The organism is Flavobacterium sp. GNP011 (assembly GCF_056428925.1).
The window spans coordinates 48,415-63,049 of sequence record NZ_JBWJVJ010000012.1 but is presented as its reverse complement, the minus strand read 5'-3'; the positions used below and the strand labels follow the sequence as shown (position 1 = coordinate 63,049).

The following is a 14,635-nucleotide window of genomic DNA, read 5'->3' as shown; positions in this document are numbered from 1 at the left end:
ATTACTGTTTTTTAGGCATTGCAAAATAATAAACTGGGATTCCTAATGCAACAATAGCTAATCCTAGTCCAGTATTAAACGTGTCATAAATTAATAAGGTAAGGCAAATAGCCACCGTGACTACAATATAAAGAGCAGGAACAAAGGGGTACCCAAATGCCTTATAAGGTCTATCAGCATGAGGTTCTTTTTTTCTCAGGATAAAAACCCCTAAAATAGTCAAGATATAGAACAATAAGGATGCAAAAGTAGCATACGTTAATAAGTCTCCAAATTTTCCCGAAATACACAACACACAAGCCCAAATACACTGTACCCACAAAGCTTTGGCTGGAACTTGATTTTTATTTAATTCGGTGGCTTGTTTAAAAAACAAACCATCCTTTGCCATTGCAAAAAACAATCTTCCACCAGAGAGGATTAATCCGCTATTACAACCAAAAGTAGACACCATAATTAATCCTGCCATAACAAAGACACTTACATTTCCCAATATCATACTTGCTGCTGCCGCACCTACTCTATCATTATTAGCAAACATGATTCCGTTGCTCAGTGCATCACTTGCGCTAGGCGAACCTTGCATAGGCAGTAACGCTAAATAAGCCACATTAGCCAACACATAAACCACAGTTACTATTACTGTTCCAAGAAATAAACTGCGAGGTATATTTTTTTTAGGATCTTTAATTTCACCTGCTATGAAAGTAACATTATTCCAAGCATCACTAGAAAACAAAGAGTTTATAATAGTAGCACCCGCAGCTCCTAAAAGCGCTGTCCCCACAAGTTTTGTAACAGTTACAGTTCCATCTAGGTTAACTACCGTTTTGCTAGCGTCCCACATGTTTGCAAAATTATCCGATAAAATATCCGTTTTTAACCCTACATACAATCCTAAAATAATCAAGGCAAACAGCGCAATTAATTTTGCCGAAGTAAAAACAAGTTGAACCATTTTACCACTTTGAACACCTTTGGTATTGATATAAGTAAGTAAAACAATACTGAAAATGGCTAAAACTTTTTGGTACGAAAAAACAAAACTCGATCCTACAGAAAATAGCGTTTCATCTAAAACCGGAAAAAAAATAGCTGCATAATTTGCAAAGGTTACTGCTATAGCTGCAATAACTCCTGTTTGAATTACCGTAAAAACAGTCCAGCCATATAAAAAGGAAACAAGCCTACCGTATGCACGCTGAATATACACAAATTGACCACCTGCATTAGGCATCATCCCTGCTAACTCGCCATAACTTAAAGCTGCTGCAACGGTAATTAAGCCTGTAACAATCCAGATCACTAGCAACCAAGCCGCCGATCCTATATCTCTGGCCATAGCAGATGTTACAATAAAAATACCTGATCCTATCATGGAACCTGCAACTAAACTCGTTGCATCTATCAATCCTAAAGAACGTTTTAACTCGGTTTTATTTTCTGACATTGGTAATTATAAATTATTCTAAAACTATACTTTAAACTCTAAATATTGATTACAAGATACTGAATACTGCAAACTGACAACTACAATCTTTTCGCTTCTTCCCAAAAAATATCCATTTCAGCCAATGTCATATCCATTAAAGGTTTTCCTAACTCTGAAGCTTTACTTTCTAAATATTGAAATCGTTTAATGAATTTTTTATTGGTTCGTTCCAAGGCATCTTCGGGATTAACATTCAAAAATCGGGCGTAATTAATCATTGAAAACAAAACATCACCAAACTCTGCTTCTATCTTATCCTGATCTCCTGCTTGCACTTCAACTTGTAGCTCCTCTAATTCCTCTTGCACTTTATCCCAAACTTGATGCGTCTCTTCCCAATCAAATCCTACTCCTTTCACTTTATCCTGAATGCGACTGGCTTTGACCAAGGCCGGCAAACTTTTAGGAACTCCTTCCAAAACAGATTTCTTACCTTCTTTAAGTTTTAATTTCTCCCAATTTTGCTTCACTTCTTCTTCGTCCTTCACTATTGTATCACTATAAATGTGGGGATGACGGTGTATCAATTTATCTGAAATTTCATGGCACACATCAGCAATATCAAAATCACTAGTTTCACTTCCTATTTTAGCATAAAAAACAATGTGCAACAAGAGATCTCCCAATTCCTTCTTCACTTCACTTAAATCATTATCTAAAATAGCATCACCAAGTTCATAGGTTTCTTCAATGGTAAGATGTCGCAAGGATTGCATGGTTTGTTTTTGATCCCAAGGACATTTTTCCCTCAAATCATCCATTATAGTAAGTAGTCTGTCAAATGCTTGTAGTTGTGCGGCTCTTGTATTCATCAATATTGTTTTGGTAAAAATAAAAAAATCCCATTCAAGAACGTCCTGAATGGGATTAAATATTTTAAAGCTTTTGTTATTCTTTTTTAGCTTTTGCTTTTTTAGCTGGTTTTTCTGCAACTTCTTCAATTGCCTCTTCAACTGCTGGTGCGCTTGGCTCTTCGGCATTAGCTGGAGCATCATCATTAAGCAATCCTTTTGATTGTAAAATTCCGTACCAGTTTAATATTTTTTTAATATCAGATGGGTATACTCTATCTTCATCATAATTAGGTAAAATAATTTTGAAATACTCCATTAATTTTGCGTTTTCAGCTTTATGAGATAAGGCTTCATCTTTATTTTCTTTATCTGCAATAGTTTGCATGATTTCAGATAATGGTTTTTCACCTTCGTAAGTATAAATCGAAATTTCAGAAAGTAAGCTTACATTACTTTTTAAGTTTACTGTAATTTTTTTTCCATCAGCTAATGACTCAGCCACAAATCCTGATCTAGTTTGTACTTTCAAAATGTATAAACCTGGTTTTCCTGAAATGGCTAATATTTTTTCTAAATTCATGGTTCGTGTAATTGTTATTGAAAATTGGATTAATTAATTTTATTTGGGGTACCCAAAAATTGTACCACGCTTTTCTTAGCTTGACTTATCTTCCCTTTTTTCCGAAAAATTTCATTCGGTACTCTTGAAAAGTTTTCCCTTCTAATATGTTTTTTAATTTCTTTTGAATCAATCGTTTTTTTAAAGACGAAATTTTATCCGTAAATAAAACGCCTTCAATATGATCGTATTCATGTTGAATTACGCGGGCTATGAGTCCGTCAAATACTTCCGTTTTCATTACAAAATCTTCTTCGCAATACTCTAATGTAATAGTTGGATTTCTGTAAACATCCTCTCTTACATCAGGAATACTTAAGCATCCTTCATTAAAACTCCATAATTCCCCTTCTTCTTTTACCATTCTAGCATTGATAAAAGTTTTTTTAAACCCTTTCAATTTATTTTGCTCTGTAGAATCTAGTTCATCGTCATCGCTAAAAGGAGTTGTATCTATTACAAATATGCGTAAAGCAAGACCTACCTGAGGAGCTGCAAGACCCACACCATGAGCATTATACATGGTTTCATACATATTTGAAATGATTTCCTTTAAATTAGGAAAATCTGCAGTAACAAGTTCTCCTGTTTTTCTTAAAACGGGATCGCCGTAAGCTATAATTGGTAAAATCATTGTACAGTGTTAAAATTAGCAGCTAAAAAATATGGTATCCAGCTTTTTTATTCAGTTTGCAAAAATAGTAAAAAATAAACAATGAATATTATACTATCAATTTTTAAAATAAATTAAATCTTTTAGACAGAAGTACGCTGTTTATAACGCTTATAACTTTTTCAAATCTTATCTTTGTAACAACCTAAAGATATGCTTACACAGATTCAAAAATTTATAGACACGGCTTCCTTTACAAACGCTCTTAAAGTTACTATTGCAGCAGTAATCCCTGTAGTTGTTTTTACTTATTTTGAGATGTTTAATATAGGTTTTGTACTGGCACTGGGAGCCATATTTGCATATCCTAGTGACATAGCAAGTAGCTTAAACCAAAAAATGTATGGCATAGTGCTTACAGCAATATCAACCTCTATTATTACACTTTTTGTCAATATATTTTTTCCTTATAAAGTCTTTTTCTACCCCATAATTACTTTATTAATTTTTTCTATTGCAATTGTATCTGTCTATGGTCAAAGGGCTAGTATGTTATCTTTTTCTTGCTTGGTAGCTCTGGCATTAGCATTTTCTAATACAACATCGGGTTGGCCCATGTTTTTTCACGCGCTTTTAATTTTTGCTGGTGGGATTTTTTATTTGATAGTCTCCCTTGTATTTCATTATCTAAAACCAAATAGGTATTTAGAACTGCAAATACAGGAATGTATGAAACATACCGCGAAATATTTAAAACTTAGGGGTGATTTGTGGTCCTTAAACGCAGATCGAAAAGCAATTACCGAAAAGCAGCTTCATTTACAGGTAGAACTCAATGTCATTCATCAGAATATAAGAGAAGTATTAATACCCAATCATAGCATTAATGGCTCCTCTGCTGCAAATAGAAAAATGCTTGTTGTCTTTATTTGCCTAGTAGAAATTCTTGAATTGGCTTTATCAACAGCATTTGATCATGAAAAACTACACGATAAATTTGATGATCATCCAAAAGTTTTAGCTACCTATCAAAAATTGGCTTACCATTTGGCGTCAAGCCTCAAGAATTTTTCAAAAAGTATTAAAAAAGAAAAAACACAACTCGATAAACTTTCCTTTTGGGAAGACATAAATGCCTTGCAAATTGTTATCACTCAATACGAGATAACACTTGGTAAACAACAAGCAGCCGAAGGAGTTTTTATGTTAACCACCATGTTACAGTATGCTGACAAGCAAGTAGATAAAATAAAAACTATTGAACATGCTTTTACAAGAGATTATAACACACTTGAATACAAAGGTCTTAATAAGGACATCGAGAAATTTTTAACCCCTCAACATTACCCATGGACAACATTAATTGAAAACCTCAGTTTTTCATCATCCATATTTAGGCATTCATTACGAATAACAGTTACCTTAATAATAGGATTAGCACTAGGAAACTACTTCCCTTTTCAAAACGCTTATTGGATTTTGTTAACCATTATTGTGATTATGAAACCCGGATATGGTTTAACTAAAGAACGCACGTTTCAACGAATAACTGGAACTATCCTTGGTGGAATTATTGCTTTTGGAATCCTATATTTTATTAAAGATAATTTTATAATTAGCATGTTTTCTGTATTATGTATGCTGCTTGGGTTTGCATTTTCACAAACTAATTATAAAATCGGGGCTACATTTGTCACTATGTATGTGGTTTTTATTTACGGAATTCTAACTCCAAACGTGAATGAACTTGTACAGTATAGAATTGTAGATACTCTTGTAGGAGCTTTATTGGCAGCTGTGGCCAATTACTTTTTATGGCCTACTTGGGAATTTTTAAGCGCTCCCGCAACGATTAAAAAGGCAGTACTTGCCAACCAAAACTATTTAAAAGAAATTTCTATTTATTACAATACCAAAGGTACGCTTTCAACATCCTACAAACTAGCTCGAAAAAATGCATTTATAGAAATAGGCAATCTAATGGCTTCTTATCAAAGAATGGTTCAAGAACCCAAAACAAAACAACTACACTTAGAACAAGTGTATGAATTAGCCGTTTTAAACCACTCTTTACTTTCCTCGATAGCTTCATTGGGCACTTATATTCAATCCCACAAAACTACTGCAGCATCAGAATCATTTAATGTAGTAGTAAATACAGGAATTCAAAATTTAGAAAATGCTATCGAAACTTTGAATGGTAAAAATCCAGCAAATCAATCTGCATCTGTAAACGAATTAAAACTACGATTCACAGAACTAAAAAACATTCAACAAAGAGAAATCAACATACATACAAGCAGCATTGAAACGGATTTTTACTCGGTTATGCAAGAGGCGCAACTAGTTATAGAACAACTCATGTGGCTGATTAACTTATCTGAAAAAATAGTTCAAACCACACAAACATTAAAGAGTATTAGCTAAAAAAAACGCTATAACATGAAATATGCTCTAGCGTTTTTTTATAAATATGAATCGCCTAAATATTAATTTAACTTCAATACCTTGGCCGTATTTTCACGAACTTCTTTTAATAGTTCAGGGTTTTCATTTAATTTTTGTCCAAAAGACGGCACCATAACCTTAAGTTTATCTTGCCATTCTTGAGTTTTATATTCGTTTACAAAACACCTACTAATCAAGTCAATCATAATAGATACAGCAGTAGATGCCCCTGGCGAAGCCCCTAATAATACCGATAATGTTCCATCTGCAGTTGTAATTACTTCGGTACCAAATTCAAGTATTCCACCTTCCTTCTCGTCTTTTTTAATAACTTGAACACGCTGACCTGCACGTTCTAGTACCCAATCTTTGGATCGTGCACCTGGCACATACTCTCGTAATGCATTGATTCTGTCTTTTTGAGATTGACGCACTTGTTCTATCAGATACTTAGTAAGCGGTATATTTTTGATACCCGCTGCAATCATAGGTATAATATTATCTGTCTTTATAGACAAAGGCAAATCAGAATAAGAACCATTTTTTAAAAACCGAGTTGAGAAACCTGCAAATGGTCCAAAAAGCAATTGTTTTTCTCCATTAATAACTCTTGAATCAATATGTGGTACAGACATAGGCGGCGCACCTACACTTGCTTTACCATATACTTTAGCTTGATGCTTTGCAATTACGTCAGGGTTGGTACATTTCAACCATTGTCCACTTACTGGAAAACCTCCATATCCTTTTCCTTCTGGAACATCCGCTTTTTCAAGTAAAGGAAGAGAACCTCCACCAGCTCCAATAAAAACAAACTTAGTGTACGCTTTACGTATTTGGCCGCTAGCCAAATCCTTTATTTTAATTCTCCAAGATTTATCCTCTCTCTGTCTTAGCTTTAGAACTTCATGATTAAAATGAATCGTAACACCATCTAGACTAGTAAGGTAATTAAAAATACTTCGAGTTAACTCTCCAAAATTCACATCAGTACCAATTGCCATTGTAGTAGCTGCAACTTTATCGGTCTCGTTTCTACCCTCCATTACTAGAGGCATCCATTTCTTTAATTCAGAAAAATCTTCGCTAAAAATCATTTCCTTAAAAAGAGGATTGGCATGCAAGGCTTCAAATCTTTTTTTAAGGTATTCTATATTTTTTTCGCCCCAAACAAAACTTAGATGTGGAATACTTTTGATAAATTTTTCAGGAGAGGGAACTTTATTTTCTTGAACCAAGTAAGCCCAAAATTGTCTTGAAACTTCAAAAGATTCAGCAATACTTATCGCTTTGTTTGGATTAATAATACCATCTTCGCCCTCTGGAGTGTAATTTAGCTCACAAAAAGCGGAATGACCTGTTCCTGCATTATTCCATGCATCAGAACTTTCGGCAGCTGCCATATCTAATCGTTCGTATATTTCAATTGTAATATCAGGCTGCAACTCTTTTAAAATTAAACCTAGAGTGGCGCTCATAATTCCAGCTCCTATTAGAACTACTTCACTGTGGGTACGTATCGTTGTATCAGGCATAATAAGATTTTAAAATGCAAAGATAAATTATTAAATTCCAAAAAAAAGTATAAAACTGAACCAAAAAGTTACATTTTTCAAAGATTTTTTTCAAAAAGTCAACATATTCTCTTGAACCTTAAAAAGATTTTCTATTTAAGTAATCTTGTAACATTATAGTTGCTGCAATTTCATCAATAAGAGCTTTATTTTGACGCTGTTTTTTGCTCATTCCGTTATCAATCATGGACTGAAAAGCCATTTTGGATGTAAATCGTTCGTCTACGCGAATGACTTTCATATCCGGAAAATGATTGGTAAAATGAGTCACAAATCCCTTGACAATGGAAGCACTTTCAGAGGGTAGTCCATTCATTTGTTTAGGCTCTCCTATTAGAACGGCTTCTACTTTTTCTTTAACAAAATAATCTTTTAAAAAAGCGATTGCAGTACTAGAAGCCACTGTTGTCAAACCTGATGCAATAATTTGCATTTCATCAGTAACTGCAATTCCTGTTCTTTTTAGTCCGTAATCAATAGCGAGTATTCTTGGCATTATATTTTTTTTCAAAGGTACGAATTTTGAATATCATACTTAAAAAACAGTTATCATAACTAAAATTCAAATCCAAAACACCTTTAAAAACTAACCTCATATTAAAAATTATCATCAAATAACACCCCGAATTAAAGTTAGATCTGTAACATTTTAGTCTGTTTTTAACTGTTTTGCTTTTGGCTAAAAATCCTATCTTTGCCCAAAAATCATTAAAAAGATGAATACATTACAAACAATTATAGAGCAAGCTTGGGAAAATCGTGCCTTGTTACAAGAAACCCCAACAACAGATGCTATTAGAGAAGTTATAGAACTTTTAGACTCAGGGAAATTACGTGTTGCAGAACCTCTTGGCGATGGATGGCAAGTAAACGAATGGGTAAAGAAAGCAGTGGTAATGTACTTCCCTATTCAAAAAATGGAAACCTGGGAATCTGGTATTTTTGAATACCATGACAAAATGCTATTAAAAAGAAACTATGCCGAAAAAGGAATTCGTGTAGTACCAAATGCTGTAGCGCGTTATGGAGCTTACATTTCAAGCGGTGTAATTTTGATGCCTAGTTATGTGAATATTGGCGCTTATGTTGACGAGGGAACTATGGTAGATACCTGGGCTACAGTAGGAAGTTGTGCTCAAATTGGTAAAAACGTTCACTTAAGTGGTGGTGTAGGAATAGGTGGTGTACTTGAGCCATTACAAGCAGCTCCAGTAATCATAGAAGATGGGGCTTTTATTGGCTCTCGTTGTATTGTAGTTGAGGGTGTGCATGTTGGGAAAGAAGCCGTTCTTGGTGCTAATGTGTGCCTAACCGCATCTACTAAAATTATTGATGTAACTGGAGAAACTCCAGTTGAAATGAAAGGATACGTTCCAGCTCGTTCTGTAGTAATTCCAGGAAGTTATACAAAATCATTTCCTGCAGGAGATTTTCAAGTGCCTTGTGCCCTAATTATTGGAACCCGCAAACCATCAACAGATTTAAAAACATCATTAAATAATGCTTTACGTGAATATGACGTAGCAGTTTAAATAAATATCAGATGAATATTGGCTTTGAAGCAAAAAGAATCTTTCATAACAAAACAGGACTTGGTAACTATAGTCGTGATTTGATACGCTTACTAAGCCAATATTATCCTGATAATACTTATGCCTTGTACAACCCAAAAAAGGCATCACAAACATTATTTGAAACTAATAACATCAATGTTGTCGAGAAAAAACCTCAGTCTCCTTTTTACCAAAAATTTTATAATTTATGGAGACAAAAAGGAGTTGTAAAGGATTTAACAAAAGATGGCATTACGATTTTTCATGGTTTATCTGGTGAAATCCCGTCTGGACTAAACTACGCTAATATAAAAAGCGTGGTTACCATTCACGATCTCATTTTTGTAAAATTCCCCAATTTATATTCCTTTTTTGATCGCAAAATTCACTTTTATAAATTCAACAAAGCTGCGCATCAAGCAGATGTGGTTATTGCAATTAGTGAACAAACAAAAGATGATATTGTTGAGTTTTTAAAAATTGATCCCGAAAAAATAAAGGTAATTTACCAAGGATGCCACGCTATTTTCAAAAAGGAATTCACTGAGAGCGATAAAAAAAAGGTTGTATCAAAATACAATCTGCCAAAAGAATTTATTCTTAACGTGGGTACTATTGAAACTAGAAAAAATATTTTAATAGCTGTTAAAACACTCCATAATATAGATACTTGTTTAGTAATTGTAGGTAAAGAGACCGATTATGCCATTGAAGTAAAAAGTTACATCAAGAAACACAATTTAGAACAAAAAGTAATCTTCTTGAAAGGACTAACTCTTGAAGAGCTGGCTATACTGTATCAACAAGCTAAGATTTTTGTTTATCCCTCTTTATATGAAGGCTTTGGAATCCCTATTATTGAAGCATTATATTCAAAAACTCCAGTAATTACAACTCAAGGTGGGGTTTTCCCAGAAGCAGGCGGACCCAATTCCGTATATATTGACCCTACAAATGCAATAGATCTTGAAAATGCCATTCAAAAATTATTGGTAGACAACCAGCTTCGTAAAAATATGATAGAAAAAGGTTTTGAATTTGTGCAAAAATTTAATGATGAAAATATAGCTCGTCAAGTTATGAATGTATACCAGGAGCTGGAGAATGAATAGATTTACGTTGTAATTCCCACAGTTTTACATATTTCAAAAAACTTCCAAGTGCTGAAAACATACTCCATACGAATCCTTGGTAACCGTTTAAAAAATTTCTGTTAAATAAATATACTTTAATAAATTCAAGAGGAAATTTGAAAAGTAGTTTGATAAAATATGTTCTTTTACCTTTTTCAAACATAAACTCTCCACTTAACAAAGCATAATTCACACATTTACTGATACCTTTTGGCACATCCTCACTAGTGTAATGCAGCATTTCGTTTTCATAACTCGTAGTTTTTCCCTCTACAATTACAGTTTCATGTACTTTATTTTCAATAAAAGAACCGTTTTTTTTATTAAATAAGCGAAGTACAGGACGTTTATTCTCAGTTCCAAACTTAAAAACTTTACCTAAAAAAACATGTGTTCTAGGTATTGTATACCCTACAAATTTAGAGGTAAAAACCGTATTTTGAATTTCGTTTACAAGTGAATCTGAGAGAACCTCATCAGCATCAATAGATAACACCCAATCGTTTTTGGTTTGTGCCAATGCAAATTGTTTTTGTTTACCAAAATTCTCAAACTTATGAAAAATGATTTTTGCGTTGTACAACAACCCTATTTCAACAGTTTCATCGCTACTTCCTGAGTCTACTATTATAATTTCATCAGCCCAAAACAACTTTTCTAAACACCTTGCAATGTTTTGATTCTCGTTAAGAGTAATGATAAAAACAGATATCTTTTGGTTCATTTGATAGCACTATAAAAGGAAAATAAAATTATTTTTTCCAAAATTTGAGTCGCTTTTTTAAAGCTTGTTTTTTGTAAAAATGGGTGTAAAACTCTTTTGTGTATTGCATCATTGTAGAAAATACCTTTTCTTCTGGCTGCACATAAAGCTTGGCATATTCATTACTAATAACCTGAATCATTTGTTCATCTGGTGTAAGTTTATGCATATTACGCATTCTTTTTTCAAATGACATTGTAGTATGAAATTTCATCCTATTTAAATCAACCAAATAAAAGTTATAATTGCCATTAGCATCAACTTTTACAAGAGTATTTGCTTGTGAATGATCTAAAAATTCTATTCCTTCTTCATGCAATTTAAACGTAAACTGAGCAATACCTCGCAACATTTTATCTTTGTCTAAATGAGGGAGATCATGAAAAATACTTTCAAAAGTAAAATCGTGATTTAAATGTTCGGATACATAATAACTATCCCGTAATAAAATACCTTTAAAATTTTCCTTGTAAGCAATAGGTTTTGGTGTACCAATGCCTTTTTTAGTTAAAATAGAAGCATTTTTAAATGACCGTTTGGCCTTTGACTTTCGAAAATATTTATAAATAAAACCATTTAAAATAATGGGTATTTTAAATGATTTAATATTAATAATTTCTCCATTGTAACTAAACGTTTTTATCGTATTACGTTTCCCTCCAAAGAAAATTGTTCCTGTTTGAGAAAAGTTTTTAATGATTGTTTGTAATTCTTCGTCCATTTGACAAATATATTAAACTGAAATGTATTACCGAATGTATAAATTATTTTTCTTGTTGAGTTCAAATGTTTTTGAACTCGAACTTAAATCAAGAAAACGCAGTACTTTCATAAATTAATAGTGCTCAAGCAAGTTCAATTCTTATCTTAAAAGATCAATTCTATACAAAAAAGACATTCCAGAGAGATTTGATTATCTAAAAATTAAAATTACATTTGCTTTAATAACAATAAAAAAAACACGGTACAATAATGTAATTGATGGTGTTTTACTAGAGTTTAATTTAAAATATGCCACAACCTACAATCAGCTTAATTATTTCAACCTACAACTGGGAAAGCGCGCTTTATTTATGTTTGTCAAGTGTATTATATCAAAAAGTACTCCCAAACGAAGTTATAATAGCTGATGATGGTTCCTATGAACGAACTCGAGATGTTGTTGCCTTTTTCCAAAAAAAATTCCCTGTGCCATTACATCACGTTTGGCAGGAGGACAATGGTTTTCAATTGGCAAAAATTAGAAACAAAGCAATAAAGAAAGCACAGTTTGAATACGTCATTCAAGTTGATGGAGATCTTATTTTAGACAAAAATTTCATAAAAGATCATCTTAAATTTGCTAAGAAAGAACATTTTGTTAGAGGCAGCAGAACAAGAATGGGAATTAGTTTGTCTCAAAAACTATTAGAAACAAAATCAATACACTTTTCACTGTTTAATAGTGATATCAAAAATCGTTTTAACGGATTTAGAAACTATTATATTGCTAAACTACTTGCAACACCTCAGCAAAATTCTAGAAAAATGCTGGGCTGCAATATGGCCTATTGGAGAGAAGATGCTTTAAAAATAAATGGTTATGAAAATAATCTTATCGGTTGGGGACATGAAGATGAAGAATTTGCAACTCGATTGATAAACAACTCGGTTTACAAAATTAAAATGAAACATTACGGTTTTGTTAACCATATCTATCATCCCGAACGCGCACGAGAAAATGAAGTTGCACATAATGATTTAATTCAAGAAGTGATTTCAAGCAATAAAAAAAAAGCTACCAACGGAATTAACGAATTATAATAAAATGACAGTTTCATTAATAATAGCTACCTACAACTGGCCTGAAGCACTACTTTTAGTATTGAAAAGTATTGAAAACCAATCTGTTTTACCAAATGAAATCCTGATTGCAGATGATGGATCCAGAGAGGAAACAAAAAACTTAATTTCGGCCTTTAGCAAAAAATCAAAACTAAATATTGTTCATATTTGGCATGAAGATCAAGGTTTTCGACTTGCCAAAATAAGAAACAAAGCCATAGCAAATGCAAAATTTGAATACATCATACAAGTTGATGGCGACGTTATTTTGCACAAAAATTATATTAAAGATCACATAAAAAATGCCAAGAAAAACAGTTTTTTAACTGGACCTCGGGTATTACTCTCAAAGGAAACTACGATCAAAACGTTAAAAAATGAAACTATTTTTTTTAATCCTTTTTCAAAAAAAATAAAAAACAGATTCAATGCCGTATATTTTCCTTTAGTAAATTATTTTATTGACTCGAAAACTGAACCTATTGAAAAATTAATATTCAAAGTTAGAGGGTGTAACATGAGTTTTTGGAGAAAAGATTTGCTTGAAGTTAACGGCTATGACGAACAGTTTACCACTTGGGGAAGAGAAGACTCAGAAATTGCCTCCCGACTAATAAAAAAAGGAGTTGGTTTAAAAAAATTAAGATTAGCAGGAATTCAATATCATCTACATCATAATGAGCAAGATAAAAATAACATTGGACAAAATAATGCTATATTAGAAAAGAATAAGTCAACATCTTCTTTTTGGTGCGAAAATGGAATTGTAAAAGAAAATAAATAAACTTTAACGTAAATAAACTTAATCCTTTCTAAGTTAATAAAACATTAAATTTATTGTTCTTTTTATCTTAAATTAAAATTAAACGTAGATAGTCAATACTAATATAACACAAAAAAGACCTGTCATTTTATAAAAATAAAGACCTCATTTTAGTATTCTTTCTTTAACTTAGGAATAAATAATAGCAATAAGTTCATCACTCCTTTTAAAATTAACCATGTAATTTTATGTTGCTTGATGTGTAAAAAATGCTGAAATCTTTTGGAATTAAAATCCATTTTATTTTCATATTGACTTATAAAAGCAGAGAAATATTTTTGATATGTTTGATTTCTTTCCTCTTGAATTATTTTTGCAAATTTTGGATCATAAGAAATCCCATTACAATCAAAAACAGAAACCACTTTATTTAAATATTTATATGGCACATTTTTATAGCAATGTGTATATACAAAAAATTCCCAGTCTGAAGAGACTTTAAAATTTTCATTATAATAAAAATGCTCGTCAAAAAGCTTTTTTCTTATAAAAGTAGATTGGTGACTTATAGTCCGGTAATAAAAAAAAGTGAAATCTAATTTTTCAGGATATTTTATTATTTTTTTATGCTGTTCATGCCTAGAATTATAATTATCCCCATAATAAACATCAAACTCATCATTCAACATTGGTGTAATCTCCTCTAAAACAGAGTCGTCACTAAAACAATCACCTCCATTCATAAAAATAACAAACTCCCCTTTAGAGACTCTTATTCCTTTGTTCATGGCATTGTAAATTCCTGCATCAGGTTCACTAACCCAAAATGAAATTTTATCTTGATATTTTTTTATAACATCCTTACTACCATCTGTACTTCCTCCGTCTATTATAATAAATTCAAAATCTTTCCAAGATTGATTTATAACACTTTTAATTGTTTTCTCTAAGTCTTCCTTTTCATTATAATTAACCGTAATTATCGATATTTTACTCATCTTAAAAATTAAATCTGAATTAAATTAAAATTTCTCATTATAAACTTTCGTTATTCCTTCT

General features: G+C 32.2%; 14 protein-coding genes. 5 read left to right on the top strand and 9 right to left on the bottom strand.

Going from position 1 to position 14,635, the window contains the following annotated elements:
• Position 1 precedes the first annotated feature (1 nt).
• The 4 genes from AC061E_RS10790 to def all read right to left on the bottom strand — a co-directional run bounded on the left by AC061E_RS10790 (position 2) and on the right by def (position 3,539).
• Positions 2–1,450: an APC family permease gene (locus tag AC061E_RS10790; RefSeq protein ID WP_478286256.1), complete on the bottom strand. Its 1,449-nt coding sequence runs from the start codon at positions 1,448–1,450 to the stop codon at positions 2–4.
• A gap of 80 nt (positions 1,451–1,530) precedes the next feature.
• Positions 1,531–2,304 carry a nucleoside triphosphate pyrophosphohydrolase gene (mazG, locus tag AC061E_RS10785; protein WP_478286255.1) on the bottom strand — a complete coding sequence of 258 codons (774 nt, stop codon included), beginning with the start codon at positions 2,302–2,304 and terminating at the stop codon, positions 1,531–1,533.
• A gap of 76 nt (positions 2,305–2,380) precedes the next feature.
• Positions 2,381–2,866, bottom strand: coding sequence for a DUF5606 family protein (locus AC061E_RS10780; RefSeq protein WP_478286254.1), 486 nt, complete (start codon positions 2,864–2,866; stop codon positions 2,381–2,383).
• Positions 2,867–2,951: 85 nt separating this feature from the next.
• Positions 2,952–3,539, bottom strand: a complete 588-nt coding sequence (def, locus tag AC061E_RS10775; protein ID WP_086453103.1) for a peptide deformylase — start codon at positions 3,537–3,539, stop codon at positions 2,952–2,954.
• Between the two features lie 192 nt (positions 3,540–3,731).
• Here def and AC061E_RS10770 point away from each other — a divergent pair, with 192 nt between their 5' ends.
• The gene (locus AC061E_RS10770; RefSeq protein ID WP_478286253.1) at positions 3,732–5,945 is read left to right on the top strand and encodes an FUSC family protein; all 2,214 of its coding nucleotides are present in this window, start codon (positions 3,732–3,734) and stop codon (positions 5,943–5,945) included.
• A 62-nt stretch (positions 5,946–6,007) separates the two neighbouring features.
• Here the strand turns inward: AC061E_RS10770 and AC061E_RS10765 are convergent, their stop codons facing one another.
• Together AC061E_RS10765 and ruvX are read right to left on the bottom strand one after the other, a co-directional pair.
• Entirely contained in the window at positions 6,008–7,501 is a 1,494-nt protein-coding gene (locus tag AC061E_RS10765) for a malate:quinone oxidoreductase (protein WP_478286252.1), read from the bottom strand.
• Between the two features lie 118 nt (positions 7,502–7,619).
• Complete coding sequence (ruvX, locus tag AC061E_RS10760; RefSeq protein WP_478286251.1) at positions 7,620–8,036, bottom strand: Holliday junction resolvase RuvX; 417 nt, start codon at positions 8,034–8,036, stop codon at positions 7,620–7,622.
• Between the two features lie 220 nt (positions 8,037–8,256).
• Between ruvX and AC061E_RS10755 the strand changes: the two genes are divergently transcribed.
• Positions 8,257–9,072, top strand: a complete 816-nt coding sequence (locus AC061E_RS10755; RefSeq protein WP_478286250.1) for a 2,3,4,5-tetrahydropyridine-2,6-dicarboxylate N-succinyltransferase — start codon at positions 8,257–8,259, stop codon at positions 9,070–9,072.
• A gap of 11 nt (positions 9,073–9,083) precedes the next feature.
• On the top strand, positions 9,084–10,205 hold the full coding sequence (locus AC061E_RS10750; protein WP_478286249.1) for a glycosyltransferase family 4 protein: 1,122 nt from the start codon (positions 9,084–9,086) through the stop codon (positions 10,203–10,205).
• On the opposite strand, the gene AC061E_RS10745 is transcribed toward AC061E_RS10750, so the two are convergent.
• Together AC061E_RS10745 and AC061E_RS10740 are read right to left on the bottom strand one after the other, a co-directional pair.
• Positions 10,171–10,950: a glycosyltransferase family 2 protein gene (locus AC061E_RS10745; protein WP_478286248.1), complete on the bottom strand. Its 780-nt coding sequence runs from the start codon at positions 10,948–10,950 to the stop codon at positions 10,171–10,173. The genes AC061E_RS10750 and AC061E_RS10745 overlap by 35 nt on opposite strands.
• 28 nt (positions 10,951–10,978) lie before the next feature.
• A complete protein-coding gene (locus tag AC061E_RS10740) occupies positions 10,979–11,710 on the bottom strand; it encodes a lipopolysaccharide kinase InaA family protein (RefSeq protein WP_478286247.1) in 732 nt (243 codons plus the stop codon).
• Positions 11,711–12,000: 290 nt separating this feature from the next.
• Between AC061E_RS10740 and AC061E_RS10735 the strand changes: the two genes are divergently transcribed.
• Positions 12,001–12,792 (top strand): glycosyltransferase family 2 protein, encoded by a 792-nt coding sequence (locus AC061E_RS10735; protein WP_478286246.1) that lies wholly within the window; start codon positions 12,001–12,003, stop codon positions 12,790–12,792.
• Between the two features lie 4 nt (positions 12,793–12,796).
• Positions 12,797–13,597 carry a glycosyltransferase family 2 protein gene (locus AC061E_RS10730; protein WP_478286245.1) on the top strand — a complete coding sequence of 267 codons (801 nt, stop codon included), beginning with the start codon at positions 12,797–12,799 and terminating at the stop codon, positions 13,595–13,597.
• 149 nt (positions 13,598–13,746) lie between these two features.
• On the opposite strand, the gene AC061E_RS10725 is transcribed toward AC061E_RS10730, so the two are convergent.
• Complete coding sequence (locus AC061E_RS10725) at positions 13,747–14,574, bottom strand: glycosyltransferase family 2 protein (protein WP_478286244.1); 828 nt, start codon at positions 14,572–14,574, stop codon at positions 13,747–13,749.
• Positions 14,575–14,635 lie beyond the last annotated feature (61 nt).

What these genes read in the sequence shown, in the direction of transcription:
- AC061E_RS10770 (WP_478286253.1), top strand. Translation starts at nt 3,732, where the DNA reads ATGCTTACACAGATTCAAAAATTTATAGACACGGCTTCCTTTACAAAC.
- AC061E_RS10725 (WP_478286244.1), bottom strand. Translation starts at nt 14,574, where the DNA reads ATGAGTAAAATATCGATAATTACGGTTAATTATAATGAAAAGGAAGAC.
- def (WP_086453103.1), bottom strand. Translation starts at nt 3,539, where the DNA reads ATGATTTTACCAATTATAGCTTACGGCGATCCCGTTTTAAGAAAAACA.
- AC061E_RS10780 (WP_478286254.1), bottom strand. Translation starts at nt 2,866, where the DNA reads ATGAATTTAGAAAAAATATTAGCCATTTCAGGAAAACCAGGTTTATAC.
- AC061E_RS10790 (WP_478286256.1), bottom strand. Translation starts at nt 1,450, where the DNA reads ATGTCAGAAAATAAAACCGAGTTAAAACGTTCTTTAGGATTGATAGAT.
- AC061E_RS10730 (WP_478286245.1), top strand. Translation starts at nt 12,797, where the DNA reads ATGACAGTTTCATTAATAATAGCTACCTACAACTGGCCTGAAGCACTA.
- AC061E_RS10745 (WP_478286248.1), bottom strand. Translation starts at nt 10,950, where the DNA reads ATGAACCAAAAGATATCTGTTTTTATCATTACTCTTAACGAGAATCAA.
- AC061E_RS10755 (WP_478286250.1), top strand. Translation starts at nt 8,257, where the DNA reads ATGAATACATTACAAACAATTATAGAGCAAGCTTGGGAAAATCGTGCC.
- mazG (WP_478286255.1), bottom strand. Translation starts at nt 2,304, where the DNA reads ATGAATACAAGAGCCGCACAACTACAAGCATTTGACAGACTACTTACT.
- AC061E_RS10765 (WP_478286252.1), bottom strand. Translation starts at nt 7,501, where the DNA reads ATGCCTGATACAACGATACGTACCCACAGTGAAGTAGTTCTAATAGGA.
- AC061E_RS10740 (WP_478286247.1), bottom strand. Translation starts at nt 11,710, where the DNA reads ATGGACGAAGAATTACAAACAATCATTAAAAACTTTTCTCAAACAGGA.
- AC061E_RS10750 (WP_478286249.1), top strand. Translation starts at nt 9,084, where the DNA reads ATGAATATTGGCTTTGAAGCAAAAAGAATCTTTCATAACAAAACAGGA.
- ruvX (WP_478286251.1), bottom strand. Translation starts at nt 8,036, where the DNA reads ATGCCAAGAATACTCGCTATTGATTACGGACTAAAAAGAACAGGAATT.
- AC061E_RS10735 (WP_478286246.1), top strand. Translation starts at nt 12,001, where the DNA reads ATGCCACAACCTACAATCAGCTTAATTATTTCAACCTACAACTGGGAA.